Below are 19,645 nucleotides of genomic sequence, written 5' to 3' on the forward strand. Positions count from 1 at the left end.
CTTTTAGTTGGGCTTTTTCAATTACAACTGGTTGACTCTCCGTCATTTGTTTTAACACGTCGGTTCTTCCTCTCTTAACAAGATGACCGAATTCTGTCCTTTAAAGGACAGAATTCGGGTCCGGGCGATTATTTTGACTTAACCAACTCATTAACTTCTTTTGTCATTTCATCTCCACCAAGCTTCTTCCAATTCTTCACAAAAGTATCAAAACTATCGAGTGAATCACCTAAAATAATCTTAGTAAACGTCTCTAGCTCCAGTTTTAAAAGTGTTGAGTCTCGTTTTACCATGGTATCCGTCATGATTTGGTCAAAACCATTGCGCATCAACAAATTGTTGTTCACATAACCATCAACCACACTAAAGGCGGATTCTTCAGGTCCAAAGATACGGTAAAAGGCCCAATCCAATACTTCTCTCTTTCCAGCTAAATAATCGCGAGATCTCTCATATGCAAATGTTTGTTCAGTCATCAAATCCGATTCTTTCTTGCTGCCATTCACGATTTCTTTGATTAAACGATGCGTATTGAGATTTTTTTCAGGTTCAGCTGAATAGATGCCCCACATCCAAGACTCATAGTCTTTATAACCATTTAATTGTTTATTCTCTTCTTTGGTATAGCTTGTACCGTAAGATATTTCCATAAAGAGGTTAATCATTTTGATTAAAGCTTCAGGATTCTTAAAGTCTTTAGTTACCGCAAAGTATTGCGGTGTTTTAAGGGAAATGGCTGGTACTTGTGCTTTAGCAGGTTGGTCATCAACAGATACGAGCGGGAAGGCTTGCCAGTCAGCATTTGGATCATTTTTCTTAATATCTTGGATAATCAACGGAGTTGACATAGTGGAGAAGTGCAATCCAATTTTACCGGCAACTACAAGTTCCTTCTCCTTGTCCCAACTCTTTACACCAAACTCGGGATCAATATATCCTTTTTTATACAATTCCTGCAGCTTGCCAAGAGCATTCTTAACTTCGGGTTGAATACTACCGAAAACAAGGTTTCCGTCAGCATCTTTAACCCAGTTGCCTTTCCCGTCTTGGCGAGCATATGCGTGATAGCTATCGAAAAAGCCTTCAAGACCGCCGAAAAAACCATATAGATCCTTGTTCATTGCCATACCGTACGTATCTTTTTTACCATTACCGTCTGGATCTTGATTTACAAACGCATCCATGATATTAAAAACGTCATCCATAGTCTTCGGTGGCTGCAGATTTAACTTTTTCAACCAATCGGTCCGAATCCATACGAGCGGTGCCAGGTCAACTGACGATGTAGGAGCTGGAATTGCTAGCAATTTCCCATCAAACTTAGCAGAATCCAACGCTGTTGTTCCGGATGAAGTTAATACTTGCTTTGTAATTGGTGAAGCATACTTCTCATAAATTTCAGTCAAATCTGCTAACTTCCCTGCATCGGCCAATGAACGTAATTGTGATGCATTTAGTGGTACAATATCTGGTAGATCGCCTGAAGCAATTGATACGTTCATTTTTTGTTCGCCTTGACCACCAGGCTCGTCACCAGTTACAGTCCATTCATTTTTAAGATTAATACCTAGCTTCTTTGCATACTCGTCATAATAAACATTCTTATCAATCGTTTGGTCTTCCGGGAATTTCACTGTAGAACTAAGTATACGTACTGTGGAGACATCAATAGCAGGTTCGTATTTCCCCAAGTAAAGATCTTCGGGATTTGTCGACTCATTAGCTGGTGTTGTGCCTGTGTTAGAGGTACCACTTTGCGAATTACTCTTACTCGAAGAAGATGATTCATTCGTGTTATTCGAGCTACAAGCGCTTACAACCAAACTCAATGCTAGAACCGAAGATAGTGCCAATATTCCAGCCTTATTTCTCATTCTGTCTTCCCCCCGTATCATAATTAAGAGATCTCTTGTCATTTAGTATATAAGTTGAAGGATTAAGCGTATATGACACTCTGTTTGTATTCTTATCTTCCCTTTGTTTGTTTCTTGTATTGCCTCAATTACTTTTATTCTTATCGTCAACAGCGACTTTTAATCGCCAAAAAATGGGGCTCCCCAATTCATGGGAAGCCCCTGTTTACCTATTAAAATCAATAAACTGAAGTACTGGAACAATACAGATCGAACTCAGAATCCAAATAATGTGTAGTCCCCTAATAAATCGTCTCCTTATAATAAATACTGACAACGCCATCCCACTTGGCTTTATCCTTCACGATGACCGTGAAGAGTTGATTGAAAGAGTTATTTCAATTGCAGCAAATCCAGGTTTACAATAAAAACATTCCACAAAGACAAAGTTAACAAACTTCCGTGCCTTATTTGTTCCATAAATGATTAGTCTATTGAATGTGGACTTGGTTTGATTCTTACCTTAAAAACAAACTCCAGTGTTTATTAGACACTGGAGTTTGTTTTTAAGTATTGAATATTACTCTGTTTTAAGTCGACTTCGATACTCTTGTGGAGTAACGCCAACATGTCTCTTGAAAAAGCGGGTAAAGTAACCTGCTGTATCAAAACCAACCGCTAAGGCAATATCCTGTACCTTAGCATGTGATTCTTCAAGCAGCTTCTTTGCTCTCTCGACTCTCAATTCTGTAATGTAGTCGGATATGTTACGTCCAGTAATGGTCTTATATAAGTTAGATAAATAAGATGGGTTTAAATAAACAGCTTCTGCAAGAATAGCAAGTGATAGATCGTTGTTAAGATGATCTGCGATGTACTTGTTTATTTTCTGAATAATGCGGTATGTTCGTTCATCTTGTTCCTGCTTCCCTTGTAAAAATATCTCTCGTCCAATTTTACAGAGAAACCTAAATGCTTGTTCTTTAGTAGCGTGAGAATTGACATCAAGCAACCTGCCAATCATCTGCTCATCTTGCACATCGGGCTTCATACCACTTTTATAAATTTTGTTCCATTGATTCAGTAAAATGACAGCGACTGCGTAATAAGCTTGAGCATATATGCTAAAGTGATTAGGCACACGTTGAAACAACTCAGATAACAGCTCCTCAAACAATGAATCTTGACCCATATCAAATGTATTCTCAATCCGTGTCAAGAGAAGGCCTGGAACATCAGATGCGAAATGATCCTTATCCTGTTCACGGAAGATAAGGATCATTTCCTCACCGCTGCCAAGACCAAGAATGAGATTCTGCTTTAAAAGCTTATATGCCTTGGGGATTTCATCCCATGATAGTGGCTGTTCATGACAGATAAACGAGACAGGTATACCAAGCATCTCTCTACTCGTATTTTGGACGCTTTCTAGAGTCCCTTGTACATAAGGTAGCATTTCTTCCCATGACATTTCATCAGGTGACTTTAATTGAATTATCCATACAAAATAAGAGCTACCTAACATAACAGGAAGCATATACGCTCTCTGCATGTATTCCTCAGCAATATTCTGCACAGCATATAATAACAACGTTTGGTCAGAGCTATTGTAATCCTCTTTCCAACGGTCAACACGACCGCAAACAAGAATGACCTTTCTATCCGGATTAAGTGGTGTATCCAAATCCTGAAGACGAGCGTGATGATTCACATTTGTCAGATCTCCTTGGTCTTGGAGTGAAGCGAACCATTCACGACGCAACATCGGCAATACATCTTTCCGTTGCCCTTTAGCCCGTAGTAAAAATTCTTCATTCTTCATTTCCTCAAAGATTTTAGAGGTTGCCTGATGTATGCTCCGTACAATCGCATCATCGCCCTCCGTCTTTAGAATATAGTCAACACCACCACTTCTTAATACTTGTTGTGCATACTGGATATCCCGAATACCTGTCAAGAAGATAACTTTACAGCGCGGCCAGCGAGACTGAATCCATTGCTGGAGTTGCAGTCCATCCATCTCCGGCATTCGAATATCACTTAAAACAATATCCATCTTCGTGCGGGAAAGACGACTGATCGCTTCTTCTGCAGATGTCGCTTTATATAAATCCAGTTCGAGATCCGGTACCTCAGACAGCATTTCAAACAGCCCATCAGCGGTAACCGGTTCATCGTCAACGATCAGTAATCGAAGCATTCGAATCTTCCTCCTTAATCGGTATAACCAGAATGACTTTAAGTCCCCCAAGTTCTCCGCGGCTCAAGCGTAAGCCTGCCTTGTCACCATAGTTAATCCTAAGGCGCCTATGAACATTTATTAATCCAGTACTTTCTGCCACATCCTGTTGACTATTCAACATAATATGAAGGTTTTTTAGTGTATCGTCATTAATCTCACCGGAGTCTTCGACTCTGATAAGCAGCTCAGATGCAGTTATTTGAATATCAACCTCAAGTACACCACCTCTTGCCTTTTTCTCCAGCGCATGCTCGTATGCGTTCTCAATAATCGGCTGCATGATAAGTCGAGGTACGATAAATTGCTCTGCCTCTTTAGGAACTTCAGAGAATTTAACTTCAATACGATTGGAAAACCTAATTGTCTGAATATCCGTATAAGATTTGGCATGAGCTGCCTCGCTTGCAAGCGTAACTTCCTGTGAACCATCTCGTGTAATGAACTCGAAATATTCACCTAGATGATTAGTCAGCCTTGCGATGCTTTCATTTTCCTCTTGCTTAGCAAGACGGTAGAGAATAAAAAACGTATTATATAGAAAATGCGGGTTGATTTGAGATTGCAAATGTCTAAGTTCTGCTACACGTGCTCGATATTCTTGTTCATATACCTCATGAATCAATCTCTTAAGTTCCCTTACCATTGCATTCAATTGCTTGTATAGATAACCAAACTCGTCAGTAAACGGGTATTCAATTGAGATATCAAACTTTCCTTGTTCGATTCTGCGGAATGATTTGACGAGCAGTTTGAGCGGTCTATGAATAATTCGATACATGCCAAATGAGAATGCGATCGTGACAAGTACAGATACTCCATATAACGCAAACACCCAATTTTTGTACCGCTCTAATGGCCTCTCTACTTGCTTGACAGGCACAAACATCATCAATTTCGCATTAATGATCTCTGATTCTTTACTAACGAATAGGTATTGGATATGATTTAGATTAATTATTTGAGTGCCATCAACCTCTATTGTGTCCAATTTATCAGGTAACTCATTACTTAGTACCTGATCGAACTCTCCGGAAACCGCCCACTCCATGTTGTTACTTACCAAAGCCGCCATACTATTATCTTGCATGAATTGTTTGAGTTTAGATGAAAGCTGTGTGCTGGAAATTTCAACAGCGACTAGAAATAATGGCTCATTTTCTCCTGGATAAGGCATACTAATAAAGATGCGGCCCTTCCACACAAGGAACGGTTCTGCATAATTATTTTGACGTTGCGACAATGCTTGAAAGAGTTCATTATCGAAATCAGATATAGAGTTCTCCTTAGAACTCACCATTCGATTCATCCCCGGAATAAAAGCCATTGCATTTTTGACAAATGAACTCGAACGACTCAACTGGTCCATTCGATTTTTCAAGCGAAGTACTGCATAAGTCCGATCAATGACAGGCATAACTTCTGATGATGTACTAAGCTTCATTAAATCCTCGTCATACATATACTCTCCTAGAAGTCGAATCGTCCTATCAAAATCACTGTCCAACAGGTCCATGTAAAGTTCGGTACGCGATGCTAATGAGTTTGAGATTTCATCACGGACAATGTCCGAGCCTGACTCCCCCATTTGTAATCCAATATAGAATAGCGGCGTTAATACAATGAGGAAAGTCAATGCAAGTTTCGGCAAAATAGGTAAAGAGCCGATTCGTTTGATTAGTCTCATAGAACATCAGTCCTTTTGTTGAAATCCTTATTTTATTGCGTACCTTGAATTCGGATACAAAACAGTACACCTTATCTTATCGTCCATTAAGCTGCAATAGCAATGAAGTTATCATAATCAAACCGTCTTCAACTAACACCTAGGCTAACTTAAAAATAAACAGACCCGATCAAAGCAGATCGAGTCCGGAATTGATAAAGCTATATTACTCCTAGTATCAATTTGTCTAATGTACTACAACTCGAACCCGACCAATATTCTGAATCTGCGTAAAGAGTGTTTTTATATCACCTTCTCGCTGAGAGGTAGCGCGAATTGCTGGGTAGTAAGTTCCTGCTTTTGTGAACTTGTATTCCATTTTTAATTCTACCGTATCTTTAGGATTCCCAATTTTCAACACCTTAAAATCGCCTGTTCCCGCGTAATCCCACTCCGTTTTTACAATCTTCCCTGCTCCTGGTGGGACTTGAACCTTCACTTTAAAGCTTACAGTCTGCCCTGCTTTAATATCAATTCTGTCAGTACCATTGACCGTCAAATCAACAACAGGTTGTATACCTTTGCGTACAGCTGCTTTTTGCGCTACATTAACCTGTCCGTCAACCACTTTATATTTGGTCGATCGGGCAGGTGATACACCTTTTTCGACCCAAGCACTTACGTCAAGAAGTGCTTGCTGAAGAAGACCATCATATTGTACGAGTCGTGAAGTGCGTGCTGGACTGATATGATCAGCATTATCGTTATACCATACTCGGAAATTATCATCATATCGATCTCCAAGAGCCGACTTGACTTTTGCACTATACCAATCGGCATTCCAAGGATAAGCATCAACATCGAGCAAGTTAACGACCATTATAACTTTAGCATGAATATTACCATTGTATGTTGCACCGCCGGTTACACCACCAGAAATAAGCGGTCCAATCTCTAAAGGACGCTGCGGATAAATAGGTGTACCATCCGTCGCTCTAAACTGATTCCAGGCGGTATAATCTAACGCTTTAGGAACTTGATATCTATGGTATGAGAGAGCGGCAAGATACCAACGGTTGTCAATCTTGAGTCTAGCACCAGTACTAACGGCATTTAATACTGCTTCTGAGTTTCCTTCTCCAATAGTGAATACTTTGGTCTTTGGATCAAATGAACCAGATAATTTCCCAACCGCAGTCGTTCCGTCCGATGCAAATAACGTATAATCAAGCCAATAGCTTGGGGTCGAAACGGTTGGTACACTATCGAGTGTTAAACTAGTTACACCGTTCTGTGCGTTACGTACAACTTGTGTGATGTTAGAGGTATAATCAATCTTAGACGAACGGAACAGTTCACCAAGTGCCGATTGCTCAGTCCCCAAATAACCCGGTTTATTCCAAAAATCCTCAACATATGAAGGATCTATAGTCCGAAGTACTGCTAAAAAACCAAGTAAGCCCTCAGAATCCTTTAAACCCAGCAAATAAGAATAATCTTCCCATGCTCTTAAAGGAACTCCAAGCTTGGTCACCTCTCGTAGTACTGATTGCTCCATATCATTTAGTTTAGCGTATGGATTCCCATTTCCACCTGGGCTCACCGCATCTGCGATTTGCGGAGCTTTCTTCTCTAGAACAAAGCGTGCGAAAGCTCGAATAAAAAAGTTATTAGGAATAGAAGTTGGAACCCCTGTTATATAAGGTACGGCACCATCCCATACCCCATTAGTTCCCTCCAAGGCACCGATTGTCTGATAAGAGCCACCGCTACCTCCATAAATATATCCATATATGCGGCCTGACCATCCGTAGTACTTCGCTGCAACCGCCTTAGAAAACTTGGCTGCAGCTGCATCCACCATGTAACCTCCACCACCGTTTGTTTGCACAGTATAAGCTCCGTTATCCACACCAAAGCTAACATTCAGATCAGTAGCATTCTCGTCTTGTAGTGGATATACCATTTGGAAAAACCGTCCTGAAAACTTGCCTTTTGGCGGTAAATAAAAATTAAATTTCTTATTTGTACCTTCAAAGTGACCCGATACTTTACGATGCGGCACCGGTGTAGTTAAATCGGACTCTTTATCAATAACGGGGTTAGCGTACAACGGATCGATATTATCCATCGTAGTCAATGCGGACTTGTCTGTGGGCAATGAACTTCCCCCTTGTGCAGCTGAATTCCCCATGTTCGGCATTAATAATGAACTGAGCATGATTAATACCATAGAGCTAAATGAGGCTTTCCGAATAAACTTTTGTTTGTATTGCGATGTGGAATTGCTAATTTTTCTTGAAAATATCATTTGCTACCCCCCCATTACATATTGAATGCGCTTTCCAAAAGACTTAATACGTAAGAGATCTCTTATATTCAGTATATAAGAGGCCCTATTGGAAGGAATATAAGACTTTATTTAGATTATGCACTTTCATTTGTGAATTCATTTAACCTCAAATACTTATTGGGGCTACTTATTGTTATTAAAAGTACACCCCTAATCTGTTAAAGATAAACAAAAGGTTTATCCTATCTCAGACTAAGGGTTTTATAAGAGCTATTGTCTTTTATTCGTTTCTATTTAATAACAGAGGCTACTGCTCTCTTCCAGCCATTATATAAGCCAGATCTTTCCCCTTCTTTCATTTTCGGCTCATATACATGAGAATCGGTACCCCTTATTAAAATATCGTTCAAGTTAGACCAATAGCCTACAGCTAATCCACCCATATAAACAGACCCGAGTGCAGAAAGTTCGGCTACACCGGATTTTAATACTCTCTTACCCAGCATATCTGCTTGAAATTGCATCAATGTACGATTGCTGGAAGCACCTCCATCCACTCGCAGCTCACGTAGAATGACATCTGACTGGGACTCGAGTATTTCTACTGCATCACAAACTTGATAGGCAATACTTTCATTTGCAGCACGAATGATTTGAGCTTTACCTGTCCCCCGATTCATCCCCGTTATTGCTGCTCTAGCATTTGGCTCCCAATAAGGTGCACCAAGACCAACAAATGCCGGCACTAGATATACTCCTTCATTAGCAGGAGATTGTGCAAGCAGTGTCTCCATTTCTTCAAACGTATCAAACATCCCTAAATTATCTCGGATCCATTTGATACTGTCACCAGACGAACGAATAACTGCCTCAAGTGCATAAGTTACAACACCGCCTTGGCCCCAGGCTATTGCCTGAACCAATCCATCTCGAGCAGGCGGTGGTGTAGTTCCAACGTTCATTAACACAGAAGTACCGGTGCCATATGTTGCTTTAGCCATTCCTTGATCAAAACAATGATTCCCGAATAGAGCAGCTTGAGAATCTCCGATTAAACCTGCAATTGGAATACCATCGGATAGAATTCCGACTTTCTGGGTATAACCGAAAATAGAGTCCGAAGCCTTTACTTTAGGTAGTATACTTGAAGGTACGCCGAACAACTGACATAGTTCTTCATCCCACTTCAGTGTGTGAATGTTAAAGAGAGAAGTTCGGCTAGCATTTGTGAAATCCGTTGAATGGACAGCTCCGCCTGTCAACTTCCAAAGCAGCCAGCTATCAATAGTTCCTGCGAGCAAATGGCCCTCTGATAGCTTCTCTTGAGAGCCTTCCACATGATCTAACATCCAGCGCCATTTCGTCGCAGAAAAATAAGGATCTAACACAAGACCGGTTCTCGTCTTTACGATTTTTTCATTTCCCTCTAACTTTAATTGCTCACATAAATCTGCGGTCCGCTGACACTGCCATACAATGGCATGGCAGATAGGAATGCCCGTCCGTTTATCCCACATCACAGCTGTTTCACGTTGATTGGTGATTGTAATCGCTGCGAGTTGTTCAGATGATATCGCAGCGTTGGCCAATACCTCTGCTATATTCTGTAATACGTTTTGATAAATCTCGAGTACATCATGCTCAACCCAACCTGGAGCCGGGTAATACTGTGTATGTGAGGATGTACTACTTGAAATCATCAAACCATCATGGTTAACAATTAATGCCTTTGTACCTGAAGTACTTTGATCAATGGCTAGGATATATTTATCCATAGACACTCACCTAGCGTCCCAAGAGCTCTAGAGCTGCTTTTTTCAAGCCTTGTACACTTATTCCATAGTGCTCGAACACCTCAGCGGTCTTTCCTGCGATGGCAGGCTCATCTGGAATGCCGATAATTCGCATTGGTACAGGAAAATTCTGAATGACAACTTCAGCTACAGCAGCACCAAGTCCACCATGTATACTATGCTCTTCAACTGTAATGATATGGCCAGTCTCACGCGCTGCACAAAGAATAGCTTCCTCATCGAGAGGCTTAATTGTGTGCATATTTAGTACTCTGCAAGATACTCCATTTTCCTTCAAGGATGCTTCCGTATCCAGTGCCACACGAACAGTTTCACCAGAGGCAATGATTGTCAAGTCATTCCCTTCACGCATTGTTACGGCTTTCCCAATCTTGAACTCGTACTCGTCGGATTCATAAACATCCTCGACTGGATTTCTGCCTATCCGGATATAGACCCCACCTTCATAACCAACCAATGCTTCTGTCATTTTCTTAGTTTCATGTCGATCCGCTGGCATAAGCACAGCAAGCCCGGGAATAGCACGTGTTACAGCTAAATCTTGAACCGAATGATGGGACATGCCTAGTGCACCATAACTAACTCCACCACTGATACCAACAAGCTTTACATTCGTTGCAGAGTAAGCGACATCTACTTTTATTTGTTCAATGCTGCGCATGCTTAGGAAACAAGCTGGAGAAGTAACAAACGGTTTCTTACCACTGTGTGCTAGGCCTGCAGAAATGCCTACAATATTTTGCTCGGCAATCCCTACTTCAACGAATTGATTCGGATAAGTATTCGCAAATGGTGCCATGGCAGCAGAGCCGCGGGAGTCACTTGCAAGCACCATAATATCCCGGTCGTCTTTGGCCAGTTCAAGAAGCGTATCACAAATAACTTGTCGATTAGGTATTTTGTTAGCCATGGCTTTGCACCTGCCCTTTTTCTGTCAAATTATTCAGTCGCGCGGACAGTTCCGCAAGCGCCTTCGTAAGTTCCTCATCACTTGGTACATGATGATGCCAATGCGGTACGTTCTCAGCAAACGAAATTCCTTTACCTTTAACGGTATTTGCCATAATAAGCGTTGGCTTATTCGGTACTGTAGGTATAGACTCAAAGGCTTTAACCAAGGCCTCTAAATCATTGCCGTCAAGATCGATTACATTCCATCCGAACGATGCCCATTTCTCATCAAGCGGATCGAGTCCCATAACATCTTCTGTAGAACCGCTGATCTGCAGGCGGTTCCGGTCTATTATGCCAACCAAATTATCGAGTTTATAATGGGCACCGGCCATGGCAGCTTCCCATACTGATCCCTCTGCTTGCTCACCATCTCCCATGAGGCAGAACACACGATACGATTTACCATCACGTTTAGCAGCAAGCGCCATACCAACAGAAATTGCAAGCCCATGGCCTAATGCTCCTGTATTCATTTCAATACCAGGCACTTTATTATTTGGGTGACCAATCAACTTTGTCCCGAACTGACTGAATGTATTTAACTCTTCCTTTGGAAAGAATCCACGATCAGCCAAAATACACCAAAGAGATTCCACCGAATGACCTTTACTTGCGATAAAGCGATCGCGATTAGGATCCTTAGGATTCAAGGGATCAATATTCATGATTTTATAATATAAAGCCGTAAGAATGTCTGTATTGCTAAGCGAACCGCCAGTATGACCTGTTTTCGAACCATGAATCATGCGTAGAAGATCCATCCGAATGTGAATAGCTTTTTCCTGCAATGCCTTGATCTCCATAGTTAAGCCTCCTTCTTTATAATCCAGCGCCGCGTAACCACGCCTGAATTTCTTGCTCCGTTGGATCTACAAGATCTGGAGTCAACCCCGGAATATACCGGCAAGCTTCGTACAATACTGGAATCGCGTTTGCATGGATACCAACGGAGTGATGAACATAAGGTCCAGTAACCAGCTTCTCTTCCCAGAGAGGCCAATCGTTTACTTCCACCCATACATATGAACCTCGCGTATACGGCCCCTCGATGCCTCTTGCTTTGCCTAGGAACAACTGGTACTCACCGTGATCACCATCGAACCGTGCCAAAGTCATATTTCCACCCTTAATTTCGCCTTCATGTGTTCCTGGTGAATGATCATCGAACAAGAAATGTTTTCTGAGCTTTGGTTTGTCTTCTATACTAAGGGATACTGGGAAGTTCCCGCAGTGGAACAGCAGTTCACCATTGGGATTCTCAGGATGTCTCACTGTTAGGTCTGCAAAAAATGTAGGGTGTTGGTTCATAGTAGCTGCCTGAACCATCACAGAGGTAATTGCTCCATGAATATCTGTTTCACAGGTAACCGGAATTTGTTCGTCTGTAAGAATGGCATTAGCTAAACACGGCATAATGCCCATAGCATCCTGTAAAGATGACCAACATTGGATCGCAATTGCCGTGCTGCCAGTCTGAATCGCATATTGCTTCATAGCGACCTTCAGCGCTGCAATCCTTTTTACATCTGCTTCAGTCACTTCTGACCAATCTAGCTTAGCTTTGATATACTCCACAGCTTCCGCTAATTCAGGACTATTACCGTTCTCAATACGTTTCGATGCTCTCTGAATATCAATAAGAGTAATCGGATGAATTTCGATTCCAAATCGTTCAAGTAGTTCCCCTTCATTACACATCATTGTCCAGAAAGAAGCTGGACGTGGTCCGATTTGCAAAATACGAAGCGATCTGAATTGACGTACAACGTTAGCAGCCGCAATGAAATTTGTGAAACCCCGTTCGAAAACCGGATCGTCAACTCTGCTGTTGGTTATATAAGTAAAAGGAACATTAAACCTTCGCAATACTTTACCTGTTGCAAATAAACCACACTGTGTATCCCTTAATCTCATACCGTCCTCAAGAGGAGACTCGTCTCTTGGCCCCCACAACAATACAGGCTTGCCTAGTGCTTTTCCAACCCGTGCAACTGTATCTTCAGTACCAAAGTTACAGTGAGGGAAAAATACTGCGTCAACATTCTCTTGTCGGAATCGCTCAATAATTAATTCTGCGTTAATATGGTCATCGTAAAGCAAACCTTCCTGATTGATACCTTCCAAATCGACAATATCAATATCAAGCCCAAAGCTTTCAATCTTCTCGCGAATCATTACTTTGTACCGGAAAGCATCTTCAGCACTAAATACAAAGCGTCTGGTTGGTGCGTAACCTAATTTCAACTTTTTCATTGTGGTTCCCCCTGAAGTAAATAGTAACTAAACTAAACTAAACAATTTAGTTTATCTTTAGCCAAATCACTAAGACACCTTTAAATTATCACGCCTTAAAGATGTAGTCAACGATAATTTAGTAGCATTTTATAAATTGTATCTATTTGTTTAGTTTTATTTTAGTTTTGTTCAGTTAAACATTGCATATTGTTGAGCATGATAGTAAACTTAACTTACTAAACAACTAAGGGGGCCTCTTCAGTGAGGATGGAGGACATCGCCCGACTTGCCGGCGTATCTAAATCCGCAGTTTCTCTCGCTTTAAGCGGCAAACCTGGGATTGGACAGGAAACCCGGGACCGGATATTGCAAATAGCTAAAGAAAATGAATATTTACCTAAATCACGCAGTGAGCATGTCGACGCAATTCAGAAGTCTATTACCTTTTTGGTATTTGCTAATTCAGGCATCGTGCATAATGAGTACTATCAACAACCTTTTTTCCGTGAGCTAATCCATTACATCGAAGAAAGGTGCCGGTCTCTCGGTTATTCGCTAATCTTCAGCACAGTCGCGTTAGATAAAGATGATAGTGAAATCGCTGCGTTAGTCGAGGAAAAGCGTAGTCAGGGTATTATCCTACTTGGCACAAACTTGTCTCGTATGCGGGTAGCTTCGATCGCACAGAGACTCCTATTACCGCTGGTGGTGTTAGACAATTGCTACGAGTCACTGCCTTTTCACTTTGTCGGCATTAATAATATGATGGGAGCTTATCAGGCAGGAGTTCACCTTTGTGATCTAGGCCATCAGCACATTGGTTATATTGCATCTGATGATCGAATCCACAACTTTGAGGAGCGTAAACGAGGTTTTGCATTTTCCCTTCAGGAACGAGGTATCGTACTTGAGGAAGAGTGTATTTTCTCGGTAGCGCCAACTATTCTGACTTCTCAAGAAGCATTAAAACATCAATTTGAAACTTATCTTTCCTCCGGAAGAAAACTGCCCAGTGCCTTTTTCTGCGAATGTGATTACATTGCTATTAGTGCACTCAAAACATTATCTGAGATGGGCTTCAAAGTACCCGAGGACGTATCCGTGGTGGGATTTGATAATATAACCGAAGCAAGGATCGTGACACCTGAACTAACTACTATTCACGTCGATAAAGAACGTTTAGCTATACAAGCTGTGGACGTGCTTATTCAAGATATTGAACAGGACAATGCAGTACGGACTAAAATCGCAGTTGATACACAACTTATCGAAAGACGGTCTACACATACCATCAATTAGCATATATCTTGTAAACAAGACAGGGGCATCCCAACGTACTGGGATGCCCCTGTCTTGTTTATAAATTATTTACTTTCCCCAATTGTTTTGATTTACGATTGAACTACCGTAAAAGCGATTTCGGCTGGAGTCTTGTTAATGATCAAAAGTATGTTGGACTTACCGAGTTTGTTACGCCTCAAGCTCGGAGCTTTCTCCGGTATATACGAGCAACTGGTGACAGGTGAGGATAAACATTTAGATAGATCCAAAGCTTTCATGCCTGGTAAAATTTCAATGTTGGACAAGAAAAGGATTCATGAGAAGTCCTAGTTTTGTTGAATTTGTCCTCTAACAAATAATGCTGTGTTACTTTGAGCACAGCTTTATTTGAATTTATAATAATCCATTTATATATCGTTCGATCATCTTGCCGATTTGGTCTTTCGCATACTCGCATGTAATCGCAAACGTAGGAATAGCTTGCTACTCCATCAATACTTTCACCGGCAATGACCGTGATATTCGCACTCTTCAGCGTTTGTTTTATTTCGATTATATCTTCATGCATACGGCTCAGAACGATATCGGTAGCCTTGGTAAAGAGGTCGCGCATCGATCGCGCCTTCTCTTCGACTTGCCTGCGATTTTTCTTAGCTATTGCGTAAGCCATCGGTAGCAAAACGAAATTATGCATCAGCTGCAGCTCCCCGAGTGACGCAGGAAGCGACTCAGGCTTTTGACCAGATGCTTTTATACGTTCCGTTGCATGAGCTCAATATATTGCTCCCGGTGCTCTGGAAGCATCATTCCGGATGATTCCATCGACCATTGCCGTGAAGTTTCTTACTGTTCGCGTTTATCTACGCAAAACACCTCATAGCTGCTATTAACGAACAAACGTTCCCTATTCAAGAATGTCATTTGAAAAGCTACCTCTTTAAATGGTGTTTTTTGAGCAAAGGACTTGCATTATTCAACTGTTATTCAACAACGTGTAGGATAACGCAATCAAATGAAGGAATTATTTAAAGCATTATCTTAATCAAATTCACAATAGTCCGGCGGGCAAAAACATATGGATGAGGAAACTTTAAAGTAAGAACTTATGTTTATTCTAATACCTCAAGCTTCACAAAATAAATTTTTGGTCCCCAATTTCTATATTCATACAAAACAAATAATACATCCCAATAAAACACTCAAAACCCTTGATACACAAGGGTTTTGAGTGTTTTTTTATGGTGGAGCCAAGGAGGATCGAACCCCTGACCTCATGGCTGCCAGCGATAAGACCTACTGTTTAATTCACTTCTTCGCCTTATAAAACTCATGATACAGCTTCATAAGCGCCCGCTTCTCTATCCTTGACACATAGCTCCGACTGATGCCCAATTCCTTCGCGATCTCCCGCTGCGTCCTTTCGTCTCCACCATGATCCAGGCCGAACCGGCCGCGGATCACTTCCTGCTCTCGTTCGTCGAGGATATCGAGATTGCGGTAGATCTTGCTTTTCTCAATTTTTAGCTGCACCCGGTCCACGACATCATCGGCTTCCGTGCCGAGAATGTCGATCAACGTAATCTCGTTCCCCTCTTTGTCCGTACCAATTGGGTCATGCAAGGAAACATCCTTACGTGTCTTTTTAAGCGAACGCAAATGCATAAGTATTTCATTCTCAATACAACGAGCTGCAAAAGTGGCCAATTTTGTGCCCTTACCGGTCTGGAAGCTTTCAATGGCTTTTATCAAGCCAATGGTACCAATACTAATCAGATCTTCAAGATCCTCGCCTGTATTGTCGAATTTTTTTACTATATGGGCTACCAAGCGAAGGTTATGTTCAATAAGTAAGTTGCGCGAATGAGCATTACCCTCTGCCATCAATTGCAAATGCTTCATTTCTTCCTCTTCATGCAGTGGCTGCGGGAAAGCATTATTTTTCACATAAGATACAAGCAGTGATAACTGCTTAATGAATAGCGCTATAGCTGCAAACAACCCCATACTGTACACCCCCATGCTGTAGTGGAAAGACTCCGTACAATGCTATCCTCCGGCTCATTATTACGTCAGTTCTACATTGTATGTGGGCATAGGCCTAAGTGTGCATGTACAGTATCGGGTAATCATTTTTTAAACCATAACCATCCTCCCCTTACTTATTCCATAAAACACGAAAATAATTTACTTTCCATAAATTTCTCACTTTAAAGTGTCCTTGTGATTCATTTCGTTTAGATTGGGTAAACTACCTTAAGACTTGGAATGTTGGCTGAGGAGGTTGTTGTTTCATGAACAGACGAGATAAGCATAATGATGAATACGATGAGTTCTATAACGAAACATCCAATACGGTAGCCGGAATCAATACGCCCAAGGATCATGAGGACTCTGGTCCGCTAGACATGGTCAGCGAAGCCGTCGAAGAATTCATGGAGAATGTCCAGCATACTTTCGACGGACATCATGAACATCGCGATGATCATAATGAAGACTAAGGAATAAAGGGTTGTTCTTTTAAAAGAACGACCCTTTGTATTTTCTCTTCACCAAACGCAGAACAAATCCATACTTTGTGGTAATTCCATCTTCCAGGCGCGAAAGTTGTCATTGACAAAAAAAGTTGCACTGGTACAATAAAATCAAGAAACAATAAAATCCGCCCTGCATACTCCTAAGTATGTGGTTTTTTTAGACAGAAAAGTTGCACTAGCGCAACAATATTAGCTAAGGAAAAGACAAGAGGTGATTTTCATGATGGAGACATCCGTTACGCAGTCGCAAGATGAAGCTTGGCGTACACAAGGTACGCAGCCATCCTTGCCAGAAGTACACCGCTCGCTCCGCATACCAACCAAAGGCTCTTGGTTGAAAAAGTTGTTAGCCTTTTCCGGACCTGGCTACCTGGTGGCCGTAGGTTACATGGACCCGGGGAACTGGGCAACGGATATAGCCGGAGGCGCAATGTTTGGTTACACGCTGCTCTCAGTTATTCTGATCTCCAACCTGATGGCGATTCTGCTGCAGGCATTGGCAGGGAAATTGGGTATCGTAACAGGGAGAGACCTTGCGCAAGCCTGCCGGGATCACTACAGTAAGCCTGTTGTCTTTACGTTATGGCTGCTATGCGAGCTGGCTATCGCCGCTTGTGATTTGGCCGAGGTTATCGGCTCAGCGATCGCGCTTAATTTATTGTTTGGCATACCGCTGATTTACGGGGTAGTAATAACCGTATTAGACGTCTTTATTGTCCTGCTTTTGCAGAACAAAGGCTTTAAGTATATCGAAAGACTTGTTATTATTCTAATTTTTACAATTGGCGCTTGCTTTATTACCGAGATTTTTCTGGCGAAACCGGATGCGCCTGCATTGTTCGCTGGTTTAATTCCAAGCCATCATATTGTCACCAACCCAATGATGCTGTATATTGCTATCGGTATCCTTGGCGCTACCGTCATGCCGCATAACTTGTATCTGCATTCGTCCATCGTGCAAACAAGACGTTACGAGCAGACCGAGCTTGGCAAACGGGAAGCCATCAAATATGCGACATGGGATTCATCGATCGCCTTATTCTTTGCTTTATTTATTAACGCGGCTATTCTGATTATTTCGGCGGCTACCTTCCACAAAGCAGGTATGACCGAGGTAGCCGAGATAAGTCAGGCGTATGATCTGCTGACTCCACTTCTTGGTACGGCAGTTGGTTCCATACTGTTTGGGGTAGCCCTCCTGGCTTCCGGCCAAAACTCAACGCTAACAGGTACGCTAGCCGGTCAGATCGTCATGGAAGGCTTCTTGAATATCCGGATGAAGCCTTGGCTACGCCGCCTAGTTACACGGCTTATTGCAATCATTCCGGCCGTTATTGTTACCGCGATATCCGGTGAAAGCGGTACGGCACAGCTCTTGATTCTAAGTCAGATAATTCTGTCGTTCCAATTGTCCTTTGCCGTCGTTCCGCTCATTCAGTTCACCAGCGACAAAAAGAAAATGGGTAATTTCGCTAATCCGCTTTGGATGAAAATACTCGCTTGGTTTGTAGCTATTATTATTATCGCCCTTAACGTCTTCCTGCTCTACAAAACCTTCTTTGGTTAAAAAGAAAGCCTGCCGTTTACGAATTCGTAAAGGCAGGCTTCTTTTATTTGACGTTTATTTCGTGAAGACGTGATTCCCTATCTTTACGGTTACCGGGCGTGACTTCATCCATTGGGAATTCGTGATTTTCGGGTTGTAGAAATACAAAGCGCCATGCGTAGGATCAATCCGCTTTGCAGCGTCTTTGGCAGCGTCCAATGCGCTGACCGTCGGCATCTTCCAGAACTGTCCGTTGCTAACTACGCTAAACGCGCTTGGAGCAAAAATAACCCCTCGGATTGTACTAGGAAAACCGCTTGTTTTTGCCCGGTTCAATATAACAGCCGCTACGGCAATCTTGCCTTTGTAGCTCTCGCCCCCGGCCTCCGCATTAACAACCCTCGCCATTCGGGATAAGTCAGAACGATCTACTGTTACTTTGTGCAGAGCGTGCAGCGTTATGGAGCCGGCTACACCATCGGGTTTCAGACCTGCGCCTTTCTGAAAGGCTGCCACGGCAGACTTCGTGGAAGCGCCAAAACTACTCGTAATATTACCTTTATAATAATCCAACATATAAAGTCTCTCTTGCAAATCCTTAACTTCTGTCCCTTTGCTGCCTACTTTTAACGATGCAGCCGACGCCTCCAAAGGCAGGCAGAGGATAGATGCTATCAGCATCGATAAGACGAGTGTGCCAAGCTTTCGATTCATTTATGCGATCCCTCCAGTATGTATGCTTGCTTGTCTTTAGACTCGCGTTTTCTGAGTTTACCATAACTATCCTGAACAAAAGGTTTTCATAGAATTTTCTAATTAATTCTAATTCAACTCTCATAATTCATAATAATTATTGATGATCAACTCATTACTCCATATATATTCGCAATATTATTGATGTTATAGTGGGTGATAATCCATACAAATGTTTACAAATAATAATCTGGAAAACAAAAAAAAGCCTGCCGATGATCGGCAGGCTTTCCTATGTATATGGCTTGCGCCTTCAAAACTGGATGCGAAAGTTTGAGTTCCTTAAGTTTTCCGGTTTCACACCGGGGTCCCCGAAAAGTAATCGGAATAAGCTGCAACGCTTAACTTCACTTTTTGGGGGTTTTTTAGGATAAGCCCTCGACCGATTAGTATTCGTCAGCTCCACACATTGCTGTGCTTCCACCCCGAACCTATCAACCTCGTCGTCTTCAAGGGGTCTTACTAATTGGGAAATCT

The 19,645-nt window shown here is 41.9% G+C and carries 14 protein-coding genes and 1 rRNA gene; 3 read left to right on the forward strand and 12 right to left on the reverse strand.

Translation table 11 applies throughout. The features are described from left to right. Positions 1-128: 128 nt before the first annotated feature. The 8 genes from WFJ73_RS10920 to WFJ73_RS10955 all read right to left on the reverse strand — a co-directional run bounded on the left by WFJ73_RS10920 (position 129) and on the right by WFJ73_RS10955 (position 13,072). Positions 129-1,874, reverse strand: coding sequence for an extracellular solute-binding protein (locus WFJ73_RS10920; RefSeq protein ID WP_336773054.1), 1,746 nt, complete (start codon positions 1,872-1,874; stop codon positions 129-131). A 559-nt stretch (positions 1,875-2,433) separates the two neighbouring features. Continuing rightward, positions 2,434-4,053, reverse strand: a complete 1,620-nt coding sequence (locus WFJ73_RS10925; protein ID WP_336773055.1) for a response regulator — start codon at positions 4,051-4,053, stop codon at positions 2,434-2,436. Next, positions 4,031-5,779 carry a sensor histidine kinase gene (locus WFJ73_RS10930; protein ID WP_336773056.1) on the reverse strand — a complete coding sequence of 583 codons (1,749 nt, stop codon included), beginning with the start codon at positions 5,777-5,779 and terminating at the stop codon, positions 4,031-4,033. Before WFJ73_RS10930 ends, WFJ73_RS10925 begins: the two co-directional genes overlap by 23 nt. A gap of 226 nt (positions 5,780-6,005) precedes the next feature. Next, the gene (locus WFJ73_RS10935) at positions 6,006-8,069 is read right to left on the reverse strand and encodes a Tat pathway signal sequence domain protein (protein WP_336773057.1); all 2,064 of its coding nucleotides are present in this window, start codon (positions 8,067-8,069) and stop codon (positions 6,006-6,008) included. A gap of 272 nt (positions 8,070-8,341) precedes the next feature. Further along, positions 8,342-9,826, reverse strand: a complete 1,485-nt coding sequence (glpK, locus tag WFJ73_RS10940) for a glycerol kinase GlpK (RefSeq protein WP_336773058.1) — start codon at positions 9,824-9,826, stop codon at positions 8,342-8,344. A gap of 10 nt (positions 9,827-9,836) precedes the next feature. After that, positions 9,837-10,775 carry a transketolase family protein gene (locus WFJ73_RS10945; RefSeq protein ID WP_336773059.1) on the reverse strand — a complete coding sequence of 313 codons (939 nt, stop codon included), beginning with the start codon at positions 10,773-10,775 and terminating at the stop codon, positions 9,837-9,839. Continuing rightward, entirely contained in the window at positions 10,768-11,622 is an 855-nt protein-coding gene (locus WFJ73_RS10950) for a transketolase (protein ID WP_336773060.1), read from the reverse strand. The genes WFJ73_RS10945 and WFJ73_RS10950 overlap by 8 nt, the downstream gene beginning before the upstream one ends. A 16-nt stretch (positions 11,623-11,638) precedes the next feature. Further along, entirely contained in the window at positions 11,639-13,072 is a 1,434-nt protein-coding gene (locus tag WFJ73_RS10955) for an L-fucose/L-arabinose isomerase family protein (protein WP_336773061.1), read from the reverse strand. Positions 13,073-13,315: 243 nt separating this feature from the next. Between WFJ73_RS10955 and WFJ73_RS10960 the strand changes: the two genes are divergently transcribed. Continuing rightward, positions 13,316-14,353 (forward strand): LacI family DNA-binding transcriptional regulator, encoded by a 1,038-nt coding sequence (locus WFJ73_RS10960; RefSeq protein ID WP_336773062.1) that lies wholly within the window; start codon positions 13,316-13,318, stop codon positions 14,351-14,353. Between the two features lie 256 nt (positions 14,354-14,609). Here the strand turns inward: WFJ73_RS10960 and WFJ73_RS10965 are convergent, their stop codons facing one another. Beyond that, complete coding sequence (locus WFJ73_RS10965; RefSeq protein ID WP_336773063.1) at positions 14,610-15,029, reverse strand: hypothetical protein; 420 nt, start codon at positions 15,027-15,029, stop codon at positions 14,610-14,612. A 611-nt stretch (positions 15,030-15,640) separates the two neighbouring features. Then, complete coding sequence (sigK, locus tag WFJ73_RS10970; RefSeq protein ID WP_015845870.1) at positions 15,641-16,339, reverse strand: RNA polymerase sporulation sigma factor SigK; 699 nt, start codon at positions 16,337-16,339, stop codon at positions 15,641-15,643. A gap of 287 nt (positions 16,340-16,626) precedes the next feature. Between sigK and WFJ73_RS10975 the strand changes: the two genes are divergently transcribed. Together WFJ73_RS10975 and WFJ73_RS10980 are read left to right on the forward strand one after the other, a co-directional pair. Then, positions 16,627-16,833, forward strand: coding sequence for a hypothetical protein (locus tag WFJ73_RS10975; RefSeq protein ID WP_336773064.1), 207 nt, complete (start codon positions 16,627-16,629; stop codon positions 16,831-16,833). A 256-nt stretch (positions 16,834-17,089) separates the two neighbouring features. After that, the gene (locus tag WFJ73_RS10980) at positions 17,090-18,436 is read left to right on the forward strand and encodes an Nramp family divalent metal transporter (protein ID WP_336773065.1); all 1,347 of its coding nucleotides are present in this window, start codon (positions 17,090-17,092) and stop codon (positions 18,434-18,436) included. A 54-nt stretch (positions 18,437-18,490) separates the two neighbouring features. Here the strand turns inward: WFJ73_RS10980 and WFJ73_RS10985 are convergent, their stop codons facing one another. Together WFJ73_RS10985 and WFJ73_RS10990 are read right to left on the reverse strand one after the other, a co-directional pair. Further along, positions 18,491-19,129: a cell wall hydrolase gene (locus WFJ73_RS10985; protein WP_336773066.1), complete on the reverse strand. Its 639-nt coding sequence runs from the start codon at positions 19,127-19,129 to the stop codon at positions 18,491-18,493. 405 nt (positions 19,130-19,534) lie between these two features. Continuing rightward, positions 19,535-19,645 (reverse strand): 23S ribosomal RNA (locus WFJ73_RS10990); the annotation flags it as partial.

It is taken from the genome of Paenibacillus sp. MMO-58, from assembly GCF_037146255.1.
In the GTDB taxonomy this organism is placed as follows: Bacteria; Bacillota; Bacilli; order Paenibacillales; family Paenibacillaceae; genus Pristimantibacillus.

Excerpts from the sequence above, each read along its gene's own strand:
- WFJ73_RS10935 (WP_336773057.1), bottom strand. The coding sequence starts at position 8,069 with ATGATATTTTCAAGAAAAATTAGCAATTCCACATCGCAATACAAACAA.
- WFJ73_RS10980 (WP_336773065.1), top strand. The coding sequence starts at position 17,090 with ATGATGGAGACATCCGTTACGCAGTCGCAAGATGAAGCTTGGCGTACA.
- WFJ73_RS10920 (WP_336773054.1), bottom strand. The coding sequence starts at position 1,874 with ATGAGAAATAAGGCTGGAATATTGGCACTATCTTCGGTTCTAGCATTG.
- WFJ73_RS10930 (WP_336773056.1), bottom strand. The coding sequence starts at position 5,779 with ATGAGACTAATCAAACGAATCGGCTCTTTACCTATTTTGCCGAAACTT.
- WFJ73_RS10950 (WP_336773060.1), bottom strand. The coding sequence starts at position 11,622 with ATGGAGATCAAGGCATTGCAGGAAAAAGCTATTCACATTCGGATGGAT.
- WFJ73_RS10965 (WP_336773063.1), bottom strand. The coding sequence starts at position 15,029 with ATGCATAATTTCGTTTTGCTACCGATGGCTTACGCAATAGCTAAGAAA.
- WFJ73_RS10985 (WP_336773066.1), bottom strand. The coding sequence starts at position 19,129 with ATGAATCGAAAGCTTGGCACACTCGTCTTATCGATGCTGATAGCATCT.
- WFJ73_RS10945 (WP_336773059.1), bottom strand. The coding sequence starts at position 10,775 with ATGGCTAACAAAATACCTAATCGACAAGTTATTTGTGATACGCTTCTT.
- glpK (WP_336773058.1), bottom strand. The coding sequence starts at position 9,826 with ATGGATAAATATATCCTAGCCATTGATCAAAGTACTTCAGGTACAAAG.
- WFJ73_RS10955 (WP_336773061.1), bottom strand. The coding sequence starts at position 13,072 with ATGAAAAAGTTGAAATTAGGTTACGCACCAACCAGACGCTTTGTATTT.
- WFJ73_RS10925 (WP_336773055.1), bottom strand. The coding sequence starts at position 4,053 with ATGCTTCGATTACTGATCGTTGACGATGAACCGGTTACCGCTGATGGG.
- WFJ73_RS10975 (WP_336773064.1), top strand. The coding sequence starts at position 16,627 with ATGAACAGACGAGATAAGCATAATGATGAATACGATGAGTTCTATAAC.
- sigK (WP_015845870.1), bottom strand. The coding sequence starts at position 16,339 with ATGGGGTTGTTTGCAGCTATAGCGCTATTCATTAAGCAGTTATCACTG.